At 58.6% G+C, this 13,641-nt stretch carries 11 protein-coding genes; 3 read left to right on the top strand and 8 right to left on the bottom strand.

The genetic code is table 11. The features are described from left to right. Positions 1-3: 3 nt before the first annotated feature. The 8 genes from ACEPAJ_RS17160 to yjeH all read right to left on the bottom strand — a co-directional run bounded on the left by ACEPAJ_RS17160 (position 4) and on the right by yjeH (position 8,411). Positions 4-594, bottom strand: a complete 591-nt coding sequence (locus ACEPAJ_RS17160; RefSeq protein WP_425916458.1) for a hypothetical protein — start codon at positions 592-594, stop codon at positions 4-6. 10 nt (positions 595-604) lie between these two features. After that, positions 605-970 (bottom strand): hypothetical protein, encoded by a 366-nt coding sequence (locus ACEPAJ_RS17155; protein ID WP_425916456.1) that lies wholly within the window; start codon positions 968-970, stop codon positions 605-607. Beyond that, complete coding sequence (locus ACEPAJ_RS17150) at positions 967-2,280, bottom strand: AAA family ATPase (RefSeq protein ID WP_425916454.1); 1,314 nt, start codon at positions 2,278-2,280, stop codon at positions 967-969. Before ACEPAJ_RS17150 ends, ACEPAJ_RS17155 begins: the two co-directional genes overlap by 4 nt. A gap of 3 nt (positions 2,281-2,283) precedes the next feature. Beyond that, a complete protein-coding gene (locus tag ACEPAJ_RS17145) occupies positions 2,284-3,312 on the bottom strand; it encodes a toll/interleukin-1 receptor domain-containing protein (protein ID WP_425916452.1) in 1,029 nt (342 codons plus the stop codon). Positions 3,313-3,323: 11 nt separating this feature from the next. Next, on the bottom strand, positions 3,324-4,982 hold the full coding sequence (locus ACEPAJ_RS17140; RefSeq protein WP_425916450.1) for a hypothetical protein: 1,659 nt from the start codon (positions 4,980-4,982) through the stop codon (positions 3,324-3,326). Next, a complete protein-coding gene (locus ACEPAJ_RS17135; RefSeq protein ID WP_425916448.1) occupies positions 4,979-5,647 on the bottom strand; it encodes a hypothetical protein in 669 nt (222 codons plus the stop codon). The genes ACEPAJ_RS17140 and ACEPAJ_RS17135 overlap by 4 nt, the downstream gene beginning before the upstream one ends. A 73-nt stretch (positions 5,648-5,720) precedes the next feature. Further along, positions 5,721-7,067, bottom strand: a complete 1,347-nt coding sequence (locus tag ACEPAJ_RS17130) for a TAXI family TRAP transporter solute-binding subunit (RefSeq protein WP_425916446.1) — start codon at positions 7,065-7,067, stop codon at positions 5,721-5,723. A 75-nt stretch (positions 7,068-7,142) separates the two neighbouring features. Further along, complete coding sequence (gene yjeH / locus ACEPAJ_RS17125; protein ID WP_425916444.1) at positions 7,143-8,411, bottom strand: L-methionine/branched-chain amino acid transporter; 1,269 nt, start codon at positions 8,409-8,411, stop codon at positions 7,143-7,145. A gap of 125 nt (positions 8,412-8,536) precedes the next feature. On the opposite strand from yjeH, the gene ACEPAJ_RS17120 reads away from it, so the two are divergent. Genes ACEPAJ_RS17120 through ACEPAJ_RS17110 form a run of 3 tightly spaced genes read left to right on the top strand, consistent with a single transcriptional unit; the run spans position 8,537 to position 13,610 of the window. Beyond that, a complete protein-coding gene (locus ACEPAJ_RS17120; RefSeq protein WP_425916442.1) occupies positions 8,537-8,956 on the top strand; it encodes an Lrp/AsnC family transcriptional regulator in 420 nt (139 codons plus the stop codon). Positions 8,957-8,958: 2 nt separating this feature from the next. Further along, a complete protein-coding gene (gene sbcD / locus ACEPAJ_RS17115; RefSeq protein WP_425916440.1) occupies positions 8,959-10,179 on the top strand; it encodes an exonuclease subunit SbcD in 1,221 nt (406 codons plus the stop codon). Beyond that, on the top strand, positions 10,176-13,610 hold the full coding sequence (locus ACEPAJ_RS17110; protein WP_425916438.1) for an AAA family ATPase: 3,435 nt from the start codon (positions 10,176-10,178) through the stop codon (positions 13,608-13,610). Before sbcD ends, ACEPAJ_RS17110 begins: the two co-directional genes overlap by 4 nt. Positions 13,611-13,641: the final 31 nt, after the last annotated feature.

Raw genomic sequence — 13,641 nt, 5'->3', positions numbered from 1 at the left:
CCGTCAATAAGGGAAGGCGATATTTGGATCGCGGGAGGGCGCGCGCCCGTTGATGCGTTGCATTGTTTGGTTGATCAGAGTGCGGCACTCGTCGCGTTTTTGTTTGTGGCTAAACATCAGCTGGTAGGAGCCAAAGTCGCCTGACAGATTAAGGGCGAAGCGACGCCTGCGTAGCTGGCCTCGACCAGTGCTGGAGGTGTCGTTATCCAAGCGCTCAATGTCATGCAAGGCAATGCTGATGCGCCTGGCGTGGTCGAATAAGCGGCGCAGGCTGAGTACGTCATGCAGGCTGTTTTCCAGGTCGTCGGCGCTGAAGGACAGGGTGGCCTGCTGCGGGTCTATCTGGATGCCTGGTGACTGGGCATGCCATACCTTGAGCGCAAAGGGAGTGGCCGACAGCAAGCTGGCGAGCAGCAAAAAAACTGGCCAGGATGAAGGCATGCGCTCACCCGCCAGTAGCAGCAAAACCATTCCTGCTGATATGGCGACAGCTGCGGCAAGGCTCAACCAGCATTTGCCGGTGGTCATTATGGCGTGCCAGATATCAACTACCTGAAAGGCCTTGCCGTGAAATGAACGGCGGCTTTTGTTCATGGAAGCCTCTTTAGCGAGCCAGAATAAACAGCAGAGCAGTTGTGGACATAGCGGCGATAAGGGGCATCTGGTAATGCCAGGCCGGAAGCTCAAACAACTCTACAGTTGCGGGTGCTGCCGCATTGGTGGTCTTGGTCGGTTTGGCTGTATGCATCGGCTGAGGCGTCGGCTGCGGTTCTGGTGGTGGCGCTGGTACTGCCTGCTCCTTTGCCGTGGCATTCTCGCCTTCGCCTTCGCCTTCGCCTTCGCCTTCGTCGTTGCAGTTGCTCAAAGCCTCTTTAAACGACGCCTCTATTGCGCGTAGTAACTCAACGTCATAAGCCTCTATGTAGACCAGGGTTTGCCTGATGCTGGCTTTCAGAACGTGATCGCTCATTGCGGTATGTCCTCGATAGTCAGCATCGAAAGCGCTGCTCGGTCGGGGTTCTCGACCTGGGACAAACGATTCGCATGCAGTTGCATTACGCGCTCGAAGAGCGTGCGCACTTCGCGAGCGTTACCAAAGTTTTCGCCGCGCTGCTGCCATAGTTGTTCGATGGCTTGCTGGCTGGTTGCTTGGGCTTCAGTAGACAGATTGAACTCATGCTTTTCGCAGAGACGCTGAAAAATCTGTTGCAGGTCTGCGGCGTTGTAATCGTCAAAATGGATGTAGCGGGTGAAGCGTGATTTCAGGCCGGGGTTGGCCTGGATAAACTGCTGCATCTCGTCAGTGTAACCAGCCACTATCACCACTAGATCGTCACGGTGATCCTCCATCAGTTTGAGCAAGGTATCCACCGCCTCGAAGCCGTAGTCTTCCGAGTCGCGATTGACCACCAACGAGTAAGCCTCGTCGATAAACAGCACACCACCGAGCGCGCTTTCAACCACTTCGGCCACCTGAATGGGTGTTTGCCCGAGGTACTGAGCGACCAGCTTCGAACGGTCTGCTTCCACCAGATGGCCTTTGCGCAGCAGGCCGATATCCCGGTAAATATCGGCGATCAGTCGCGCCACAGTGGTTTTGCCCGTACCGGGGTTACCGGTAAACACCATATGCAGGGAGGTGGCGGCGACGGGCAGGTCATTGTTACGACGGTTAAGCAGGTAGCGGGCGAGGTTAACGCCGTTGCGCACCTCCTCCTTGACGCTGTGCAGACCGATCAGACTTTCCAACTCTTGCAAGCCATTGCCGCTCACCACAGTTTTAGCTGCAGGCGGCGCAGGTGCTACCTCGGGCAAGCGGAAGTGCTTACGAATCGGGCGCAGCACCTCTTCTGCGCGAGCGATATCGTTCGGGGTTCTCTCGCCGTCCCAGGCAATCGCTGCCTCGATCAGGCTATCCAGGCAGCGATAGATGCTCAGGCAGAAACCCGGTTGCAAGCGTTCGGCAATCAGCAGAAAAGCCGGTGGCAGCTTGGGGTCAAACGCAGCTCCGCTGGCGCGCAAGGCTTTATCTGCATCATTCAGCTCGCGCACCGTCAGGCCGTTGGCCAGTACCTCATTGAGGAACTTTTTATGCACTCGACCCACTCGCTCGTCCCCGGTCATTACATAGTCGAGCATGGGGAACAACCAGCCCAGAGTCAGCAGGGTCAGCGAGTGGGGGAACTTGGGGTTGCCTTTGGCGAAGCGTGCATCCAGGCCGTTGCTGAGCAGCTGGTCGAGCAGATGCATTAGGGCGATTTTGGCGTTGTCGAGATGCATTTATCAGCTATCCATATCATTGCGTCCGCGTTCATAAGCAGCAGTCAGTAACTCGATGAGTTCTTTCTTTTTGCAGCCCTGGACTTTATCGGTACCTAAGGCTTCACAAGCGATGTCTTTCAGGGCGTCAATGGAAAGATCGGAAAAGTCCAGTTCAAGATCGAGTCTATGGTACAGGGCGCTGCGCATTTTATGAGGTGAGCGCTTGTCAACTCTCAGGTCGAGCTGGCTGCACAGAGTTGTCATTCGCCACGGTACGTTGTGGATATAGCGTTCCAGAATATTCTTGCTGATCGCTCTGTCAGGAGCCTCGTGCTGATCGCCCATTAACCAGTTTTCTATTCGGGTCAATAGTGTCTCGTGACCACCATCTTGGTTGAGATTCAAACGCTTGCTTAACTGTCTGAGAAACGACTCGGTGTAGTTACCTAGCAGATCCCCTATTTCCCCCTTCCAGTGCATTTTTATACTGCTTTTCAGGGAGTTCATCTGCTCTTCTGGGGAGAGGCACCCCTTGAATGCCTGATGCAAGATTTCCAAGTCTTCGGAGTCATCATCTGCGTGTTCATCGAGAAAATAGTTTGCCAATAGATCGCGTTTTTCATGATGGATTCTTTCTAGTAAACGCGAGAAGTTGGCTTCGAAGTCTTTATGGTTGAGCTCCACGGCGTTTTGCTCGGCAATGGCGCAAATATCGTCTGGTAAATCCGCGTGAAAGCCGGTTACGCCATTGGTAAAGACTGGGATGATTCTCTTTATTTGCCCTGATTTGTAGAGGTTTAGGGCCAGAGCAATTTCCTGGCGAACCCAGTCATCCGGTGAGTGACAGCGATCAAGAGCGCCGGGAGTGAGAATGAGTATGAAATTTCGGCAATTGTTCAGGTTGTCTTTGATACTGTCCGCGAAGCTACCGAAGCTCAGAGACTCGCTATCAAAGAAACATCTGAAGTTCTCGTCTTCCAACGCTTTGCAAATTAGTCTTGCAGTAGTTGCTCCGCCTTCGCGGCGATAGCTGATAAAAATATCATTCATTTAGCCATTCCTTAAGCTGGTATTTCAAACTTACGCTGGCGATGCAGCAGCAACCACTCGCCATTCTCTGCGAGTGCTTCTTTGCCTATCGCAAGCAATATATTTCTAGAAGATGCGGTGTCGGTGTTTAGCTGGTGTTGCTCCAGCACCTGAATAGCGCGCTCAAACAGACTGCCCATTTTCTGGTAGCGGTTGGCATCTTCTTCGTAGGCCATCAAATTCGCATGGTTGCGGCAGACGGCTGCCAGTACGAACAGGATGGCGGCTACAAGCGAGAGCCAGGGGAGAGCGGCGGCGGTCAAATTGATAAATGGCCCAAGCAACAAGGCTGCCGTAGTCATAGCGCCTGCGCCAAAAAGGCTGCGGCTGATGAGCTTCAAGCTACGCAGCTTCTGCTGTTTTTTTGCGACGCTGCTACCGCCGCTTAGGAAGAACTTGCGCTGATCAGTTAGCCAGCGTTGCTTGACCCAGTCGATGTTGGCTTCGTTAGTTGAGGCTGCAGTATTAACCGTGATGTTACGAATGGCATGGCGAATCCAGTCCAGCTCGTCGCGTTGGTTGTTCAGGTAGTAGTTACTGGCGCACTCGTCTATTCCAGCTGCCTGCCAGAAGGTCTGAACGCGTAACCCCTCGGCCAATGCACGCCAGTCCATATATTGCGCTTCGCTGTTGTGGGCACCACTGAAAAAGAAGCGGTAGGCAAAAAAGGCTGTAAAACCTAGGCCGATATGCGAGGCCAGCCAGTACCATTGCATATCCGGGCCCAAGTGCAGTTGCTGGAAGAGCACGGACAGGAAAACCAGCAGACTAAGTAGCCAGAGTATGGTTTGACGTTGTTCCTGCCTTGCGCGGGCCAATGCGTCGGCAATGGCAAAGGTCTGGACGCTGGACTCAATGTTAGGTGGATAGTTGGCCTCGCCAACCAGCCACTGGCGGCTCTTGGCTACTTCGCCAGCGGGGTCGTTATCAATTTTACTGGCGGCTTGGTTGAAGTCGTTTATCGAGTGAAATATCTCTTCCCAATACTTGTATGTCGCACCGACCTTGTCGCCAGCCTCCGGGCTCCATTGGTTAACTTCCTGAGCAGTGTAGGCCTGTGGGTTCTTCTTTCTGTTGCAGCGCAGATGCTGCACTTGACAGGTTTCCGGTTGTGCCAGTGGATTGTCTTCGCTGGGAATACCCTCGCGGCAGAGCCGCACTACATCAGCTGTTCCGCCCGGAAGTGGTTTCTCGGCGTTACCGTCCCATAGCGCATATAGGCGTTGGGCGTGCTGCGCGAGATAAATTCCCAGTGCCTGGTAGCTGGAGTCACGAGATGCGCTGTCTGCAAGCGCATCGTTTAAGGGGGCGATCCGTACTTGCGAGGCTTTGCTCAGCAGCAAGTGAAAGTGTGCAAGGGTTTCTGGTGTCGCGAAATCCAGTTCATAGTCTGCTTGGCGCATGGGTAGTACGGCGATCAACTCCAGTCCGCACTCCAGCGCTACCTCGGCGGCGAGCCAGTCTGCGCCCTCAGCTAGGCCATTGAGAAGTTGCAGTCGGCTATGTGGATAGCGTTTGCGCAATGCTGCGAGCTCTGTGTGCAGTGTTTGGCGAATAGCGGGGATATCTGTTGCCAATAGGTCGCGGTGGCCGCTGATAGCCAAGACTATGGGGATGGGGCCGAATGTCATTGTTCGCTCCAGGCTCGTGTAATCAATGCAGTGGTCAGGTTTTCCGGGTTGCGTTTGTACTTGGCGCGTTGCATCAGGTAGATACAGTCCATCAGCGGCTCTCCGTCGCTGCCTAGAGGCAGTAGAGGATTGAATTTAGCGAGTGCGTTGGCGAAAGTTTGCAGTAAGGCGTCGCGATCATCGGCGTAGCCTTCTTCCGCGAGCGCGAGGGCTTCCAGCAACGCTAGCTCGATCAGCAGTGAGTCGAGCCAGTTGACTGAGTGGCGGTAGGCGAAAACCCAGCGAGTTTTGTTGATCAAGACGGGTGACCACAGATTGGATTCACGTGCACCTACCAGGCAGCTGCTGACTATTACTCCTTCGATCTTGCTGCCATGCAGAGCAACCTTTTCCAGAATAGTGCTGGCCCGGCCATTGGCTATCCGGCTTTCTGTGCCGTGGGCACCGATATAAAGAATTTGGCGTTTTTCGTGGGTATGGATCAGGTCTTGTGCCAGAGCGCTTTCAAAACCCTGGGTGTCGTAAAAGGTCGAGTAGTAGATATTGAAGTGGTCATGCAATCGTTCCAAACCCTGGAAAAACGGCAGGGACGAAGCGCGGGTTGGGTTACTCCTAGGCGTCCACCAGGGAGACTCCAACAGCAGAAGGGCGAAATCTTCAGACATGGCAATCCTAGCCTTACGTCATTTATGGCGGATTGATATCACATTGTCTTTTTGACGTCATGTATTTGTTGGTTTAGTTCTTGGGCACTGCAGCATCGCCAGTTGCTAACTGGCGATGCTGCAGTGCAAGCAGGCGTTCGATCATATAGCGCAGGTGCATGTGCAGCTCATACAGCTCGTTGGAGTAGGACAGCGGCACCTCCACACGCGCCAGTTCGTCCTCGAGTTTTTCTAAGCGCTCAATCTCGGCCCCGATGTCGCTGTTCAGATTGCCCTTGTACAGCTGCTGGTCGATCTCGCGCAGGTGCTTGTACCAGCGGTAAATGCGTGCACGGATGCGCCATTGGTAGATCGGGCCGATGGCCTTGAACAGCGGGAACAGCAAGATCACCAACGGAATGGCGAGGATGATGTAGCGGTCGGCCAGTGAGGCAATGCGGAACGGCAGGTAGCGCTGCAGGATGGGCAGGCCCTTGGCGTAGTAATACTCGGCCTGATCGAGAATCGGCAGCGACAGCGGCGGCCGAGCCGGGTAGCTGCCGGCCGGGTCGAGCAGGCTGCCGTTTTTCAGTACGGTCTTGGCGGCTTCGAGGATCAGTGGGGTGATTGAGGGGTGAAAGTTTTCGCCGGCGGCCAGGGTGGCGACCGGGCCGAGGGTGGCAATATCCTGATTTGGTGTGTTGTGCGCCAGGTCGAGCATGCCTTCTCCGACCTCTAGGCGACTCAGGTACGGCAGACGCGCGAGGTAGGCGTCGATGCGGTGCAGGCCAACCAGACGGATTTTTTCTTCTGCGGCCAGGCGCTGGATCAGCGCGTTTTCCGCCGGCCCAACGAAGAAGGCCGCGTCTAGCTGGTCGGCGATCAGGGCGTCGGCGGCGCGACGGCCGCCCAGTTCCTGCCATTGCGGCGGATAGTTCTCGGCTTCTATGCGGTTGGCACTTAGAAGCGCGGCGGTCACTACTTGCGTGCCGCTGCCTGCTGAGCCAATCGCCAGCCGCAGTTTCATCAGGTCGGCCAAACGCTCGAACTTGACCTTGTTGCCAACGAACAGCCATAGCGGTTCGCGGTACATCACGCCCAGGCCTGAAATCTTGGCGCGCTGTTCATCGTCCAGGGTCAGCTCTTGGCCGCTCTGCACCAGGGCCAGCTCCACTTCGCCAGCGGCGAGTTTGCTCAGGTTGTCTTGCGAGCCTGCACTGGGCACCAGTTCCAGGCTAAAACCCTGCAGCGCCAGCTCGCTTTGCAGGCGCTCGCCAAACGCGTGGTAGCCACCGCCCTCGGCCCCCGTGGCCATGCGCGCATGCATGGGCGGTGGTGGTGCAGCGAAATAAAACAGCGCGCCCACCAACCCGGCCAGTACAGGGACGAGCCAGAGATTGGTGAGAATGAGGATTTTCAGGTCACGGAGAATGCGGCGCATGGTCGGTCCTTGTCATTACCTAGCTGGGGTGAGGGTAGCTGGAATGACTGACCAAGTTAAAGGTTAGCGCCAGGTTCAGTGTGGCCCGGTTACCAGTCGGATGCTGCGCTGCTCGTTCCAACGATCCAGCAGGCCGAGCACTGCCAATAAAGCCAGGGCATAGCCTGCATCCACGCCGAGCATCAGCAGCACCAGCCCGCACAGGAGTGCGCTGAATGCCGCCAACCAGCGCCAGATGCCGCGCAGCAACAGCGTGCCGGCGGCCATACTGAGCAGGTAGACCAGCACAAAGTTACCGTTGGCGTAGCGGATCAAATCATCGACTGTCAGCTCAAGCACGTTCGCCAGGATGGCGCACAGGGCGCAGCTCAGGATCACTAGTAGCAGGGCGCGGGCTGGCACTCCATGATGGTTGCGCTGGGCCAGGCTGACCGGCAGCTTGCCTTCGTCAGCCAGGCTCCAGATCAACCGGGCAAAGCCCTGCATATAAACATTCATCGAGGCAAAGCAGGCCAGGTAGCCGACCGTGGCGGCCAGCCAGCGGGCTTTCTCGCCCAGCAGCACATCGAGCAGGCGCGGCAGCGAGGCGGCATCGGTGGTCACATCGCCATAGGCATGGAAGCTCAATACGGCCACCGAGCAAGCCCAGTACACCAAGCCGGCGAGTAGCACGCCAAACAGCAACGCGAGGGGGAAGTCGCGTTCGGGGTTCTTGAATTCTTCGCCCATATGGGTGAACGCCTCGATGCCGACAAAACACCAGAACATCACCCCCAGTGCCGCGGGCAGCAGGTGCCAGGAACCGCTGATTGGCGGTAGCAATGGCTGGCTGCTGATGGGCAGGTCGCCGACCCACCAGATCAGTGCGATGGTGCTGATAATGGCCACGGCAATCGCGCCCTGAATCAGCCCGGACGCTTTCGCCGGTCGCTGCCCAAGCCAGAGCATGGCCGCCAGGGTGGCCAGTTGGATGATCAGTGCCTGGTTACGGTTGAGGTCAAACAGCGCCTGCCAGAAACCGCTGGCGATGTTTAGCGCGGCCGGCAAACCCACCGGCAGCACGGCGAGAAATAGCCAGGCGCTGAGGCGCTCCATGCGCGGGCCAAAGGCGCGGCCAATCAGGTGGGGTGCACCGCCGGCATGGGGGAAGCGGCGGCCCAGTTGGGCAAAGGTAAAGGCCACTGGCAACACCAGGGCGATGAGGATCATCCAGGCCCATAACGACGCCTCACCGGCGGCCGTGGCCGCCAGGGCAGGAATCACGAAAATCCCGGTGCCAAGCAGCGAGGTGCTCAGCAGGCCAATCCCTTGTAGCAGGCCCAATTCCTGATTCAGACGACTCATGTTGTATGCTCTGCGGTTTCGTTCGCCATGTTAAATCGCCCGCCTGATTCAGGCAGCTGGCGAAACGTCGGCTTTGCCCGACGAATCGGCGGCATTCTCCAGCAAATTGCTTTTGAGAGCACCCCGTGGACAAGTTCGATCAGCAGATACTCGCCCTGTTGCGCGCCGATGCGCGCTTACCCGTCAGCCAGATCGCCCGCGAGGTCAACCTGTCGCGTTCGGCGGTGAGTGAGCGGATACGTCAGTTGGAGCACAGTGGCGTCATCAGCGGTTACCACGCTCACGTGGTGGTGCCGGGCGAGGCGGCAATCAAGGTCTATCTGGAGCTGTTCTACAGCGGTGGCCGTTGTGAGCACTATGTCGAGCTGATGCGCGTGTTTCCCGAAGTGCGCCGCTGCAGCGGCATCAGTGGCGAGACCGATATGTTGGTGTACATCGAAGCACCGTCGATGCTGCGTTTCAGTGAGGTGCGCGGCGAGATCGAAAACTTCCCCGGTATGCAGAAAGTGAAGACTCATATGATGGTTAAGGATTGGGTGTTTTAAACATGCGCATCCTGCACACCTCCGACTGGCACCTCGGCCAGCACTTTATGGGCAAGACCCGCCAAGCTGAGCATCAGGCCTTCTGTGCCTGGCTGATTGAGCAGGTGCGCGAGCAGGCGGTGGATGCCGTGCTGATTGCCGGCGATATCTTCGACACCGGCGCGCCACCCAGTTATGCCCGCGAACAGTACAACCGCTTTATCGTCGAGCTGCGTGCAACCGGTTGCGAGTTGGTGGTGTTGGGCGGTAACCATGATTCGGTGGCCATGCTCGGTGAGAGTAAAACCCTGCTGGCGCAGCTCGGCACGCGGGTGATTCCCGGTGTATGTGAGCCGATTGAAGAGCAGCTGCTGGTGCTGCATCGGCGTGACGGCTCGCCTGGCGCGTTGCTCTGCGGCATTCCCTTTATTCGCCCGCGCGATGTGTTGCTCAGCCAGGTCGGGCAGAGCGCCCAGGATAAACAGCAGTCCTTGCAGCAGGCGATCCAGCAGCACTATCAGGACTTGTATGCCTTGGCCGAAAGCAAACGCGCCGAGCTGGGCGGCAACCTGCCGATTATTGCCAGCGGCCACCTGACCACTGTCGGCGCCAGTGCCAGCGATTCGGTGCGTGAAATTTATGTCGGCAGTTTGGAGGCTTTTCCCACCAGCGCCTTCCCGCCTGCCGCCTATATCGCCCTGGGGCATATCCACCGGCCGCAGAAGGTCGGCGGCCTGGAGCATATCCGCTACTGCGGCTCGCCGATTGCCCTGAGCTTCGATGAAGCCAAGCAGCAGAAGGAAGTGTTGTTGGTCGAGCTTGATAGCAGCGGCCTGTGCCAGATCACCGCGCTGCCGGTTCCACGTTTTCAGCCGCTGCTGTCCTTGCGTGGCTCACTTAAAGAGCTTGAGGTGGCGATTAAAGAAGCGGCCAAGCAGGGCAGCGCCGAGCAGCCGGTGTGGCTGGAAGTGCTGGTTGGTACCGACGATTATTTGAGCGATCTGCAGCTGCGGATTGCCGCTCTGTGCGAGGGGCTGCCGGTCGAAGTGCTGCGTATCCGTCGCGAGCGCGGTAATGCCAGTGCCAGCCTGCAAGGCCAGGCCAAGGAAACCCTGGATGAGCTAAGCGTGGAAGATGTATTCGCCCAACGGCTAAGTAGCGAAACCCTCGACGAAGCCGAGCAAGCCAAGCTGCTGGGCCTCTATCAACAAGTGGTCAGTGAGCTGCGCGAGGGCGGGGTATGAAGATCCTTAGCCTGCGTCTCAAGAATCTCAATTCGCTCAAGGGCGAGTGGAAGATTGACTTCACCGCCGAGCCCTTCAAAGACAACGGCCTGTTCGCCATCACCGGGCCGACCGGTGCGGGCAAGACCACGCTGCTGGATGCCATCTGCCTGGCCCTGTATCACCGCACCCCGCGCATGAGCACGGTGTCGGCCAGCGCCAACGAGCTGATGAGCCGGCACACCGCCGATTGCCTGGCCGAGGTCGAATTCGAGGTCAAAGGCGTCGGTTACCGCGCCTTCTGGAGCCAGCGCCGCGCCCGTGACAAAGCCGACGGCGCGTTGCAGGCGCCCAAGGTCGAACTGGCCGCCGCCGACGGGCAGATCCTCACCGACAAAATCAACGAGAAGCTGCGCGAAACCGAGCGCCTCACGGGCCTCGATTTCGAGCGCTTTACCAAATCCATGCTGCTGGCTCAGGGCGGGTTTGCCGCCTTTCTCGAAGCCAACGCCAACCAGCGCGCGGAGCTGCTGGAAGAACTGACTGGCACCGACATCTACGGGCAGATTTCACAGCGCGTATTTGAGCAGACCCGCGAGGCCAAGGTCGGCCTCGACCAGTTGCGCGCCCGTGCCGAGGGTGTCGAGCTGCTAAGTGAAGAACAACGCACGGAGTTGCAGGCGCAGGCCGAGCAATTGGCTGTTGAAGAAGCCAGCCTGGGCACAGAGCAAACTGAGCTGCAGCGCCAGCGCCGCTGGTGTGAGGACCTGAGCAAGACCCAGGCGCAGTTGCATGCCAACAAGCAGGCCGAGCAGGCCGCGCAGGATGCGTTACAACTGGCCCAGCCGCAGCTGGCGCAATTAGCCGCCAGCGAGCCGGCACTGCGTTTGCAGCCGCTGCACCACGATTGGCAGCAGGCCCGCCAGAGCCTGACGCAAACCGAGCAGGGCCTGCAGCAGAATGCCGCCGAACAGCGCCAGGTTGAACAGACTATCGCCGAGCAGACGTGGCAGGCCCGCGAACTTAGCGCGCTGCTATTGGCCGATTGCCAAGCGCAACGTGAGCAGTTGGCCGAGCGTCTGCAGCAGTTGCAGCAACAACTGGCTGCGCAGCCGCAGCATGGCCGTTTGGGCGAGCAGCTGGGCAGTTGGGGCGAACAGTTGAAGGCACGCCACCAACTGACTGGAGAAATCGCCCAGCTGCAACTCAGTCAGCAGCAACTGCAAGACAGCATCGCCAGCCTACAGACACAGCTCGGCCAGCAAACTGAGCAGCTAGGCGCCGAACAGAACCGCCTGCAGCAGGCGCGCGAGCAGGAAGATGCCGCTCAGCAGCAACACACTGCATTGCTGGCCGGGCGCAGTGAAGCGGCTTTGCGTGAGCGCTGGCAGCAGCTGCATATTCAGGGCGGTTTGCTGACTCAGTTGGCTGACTTGGCCGAGGGCCAGCAGCGCCTGACGGCCGAACAAACGCAACTGGCCAGCGCCCTGACGCTGCTGCGCGAGCAGCATCAGGCCAAGGGTGCTGAGGTGGCGCAGTTGCGCCTGAGCTACAAGGACCTGCAGCAACAGGTACAGACCCAGGAAAAACTGCTGGAGCAGGAGCAACGCATCCAGGCCCTGGAAGCTCATCGCGCCCAGCTGCAGCCTGGCGAGGCCTGCCCACTGTGCGGCTCCGAGGCGCATCCGGCGATCAGCGCCTATCAGGCACTGGATGTTTCGGCGACCAAGGCGCTGCTCACCAGCAAGCGTGGCGAGCTGGAGGCCCTGACTGAACAAGGCCGGCAATTGGCTGGCGAGCTGGAGAAACTCGCCGCGCGCCTTGAGCAACAGCAACAGCAGTTTGAGCGTGGCCAGCAGACCCAGGTCGAGCAAAGCGAGCGTTGGCAGACGCTTAGCGCGCAACTGGAAATTCCGTTAGCCGATGCCGTTGCCTTGGCTGAGCAGCAGGCGCAACAGGACGTCGAGCTGCAGCAACTGCAACAGCAACTTGAGCAGTTACAACAGCTGGGTAGCAGTCTTGAGCAACGTCAGCAGGCGCGGCTGGGTCTGCAACAGCAGTGCACTGAGTTGGAGCAGCAGCAGGCGCTTAACCGCTTTCAACTGCAGCAACGTCAGGAGCAGTGCGAGCAGGGCCAGTTGCGTTTGCAGCAGTTGCTAGACCTTGCCCATGAGCGCAGTGAAAGTTTGAGTCAGGCCCTGGCCAGCTTTGGCTATCAGTTGCCGGATGACGCCAGTGCCTGGCTGTCTGAGCGCCAAGCCGAGTGGCAGCGTTGGCAGCGCAATCAGCAGCAAAGCCTGGATCTACAGCGCGAGCTAGGTGAGCTGGATCATGACCTACAGGCTGCTGTGCAGCTGGCTCAACACTGGCAGCAACGCTGGGTTGTACTGGACCTGGCCGATCAACCTGCCTTGGCCAAGCCCGCCGATATGCAGGCGGGCTTGCAGCATGTGCAGGTTCAGCTGGAGGAACTGCAGCGCCGGCAGCAGCAGCTGGCCGGTAGCCGGCAGGCCCTGGCCAGCAGGCATCAGGAGGAACAGCTGCGCCTGCAGCAGGCTGAACAGCAGTGGGCTGCTGCGTTAAGCGCAAGCCCGTTTAATGATGAGGCGGGTTACCTGGCCGCCATGCTGGATGAGGCGCAGCGCGTCGCCCTGCAAAACTTGCGTCAGCGCCTGGATAAAGCCCTAAGCGATGCCCAGGCGCTGGCCAGTGCCGCCGCACAGCAGCTGGCGACTCTGCAAGCCAGCCCAGCCACCTCGCTTGGTCTTGCGCAACTGGATGAACAACTGCTCGCCCTTAACGCCCAGCTAAAAGCCCTGAGCGAACGTCAGGGCGAAATCCGCGCGCAGCTGCAGGGTGACGATGCGCGCAGGCTCGGCCAGCAAAGCCTGTTTGCCGCGATCAGCGCCAAGCAGGGCGAGTACGACCTGTGGCAGCAGCTCAATAGCCTGATTGGCTCGGCTGACGGTGCCAAATACCGCAAGTTCGCCCAGGGGCTGACCCTGGATCATCTGGTCTACCTGGCCAACCAGCAGCTGGAGCGTCTGCACGGTCGTTATCAGTTGGCGCGGCGCAGCAGTGGCGAGCTGGAGCTGGAAGTGATCGATACGTGGCAGGCCGATGCGGCGCGTGACACCAAGACTTTGTCCGGCGGCGAGAGCTTTCTGGTCAGTCTGGCGTTGGCCCTGGCGCTGTCCGATCTGGTCAGCCACAAGACCAGCATCGACTCGCTGTTTCTCGATGAAGGCTTCGGCACCCTCGACGGCGAAACTCTTGAGGTGGCCCTGGATGCGTTGGATAACCTCAACGCCAGCGGCAAGATGATTGGCGTGATCAGCCATGTCGAGGCGCTTAAGGAACGCATTCCTGTGCAGTTGAAAGTGCACAAGGGCGTGGGAATGGGCTACAGCGGCCTGGATAAGCGTTTTGCGGTTGGCCCGCGGGGCAATTGAACGATCCAGGCGGGGCATTTGCCTCGCCTGC

The organism is Pseudomonas sp. GWSMS-1, from assembly GCF_049847425.1.
Taxonomy (GTDB): Bacteria; Pseudomonadota; Gammaproteobacteria; order Pseudomonadales; family Pseudomonadaceae; genus Aquipseudomonas.
The sequence above is the reverse complement of the archived record's forward strand: the minus strand, read 5'-3'. Positions and strand labels throughout refer to the sequence as shown.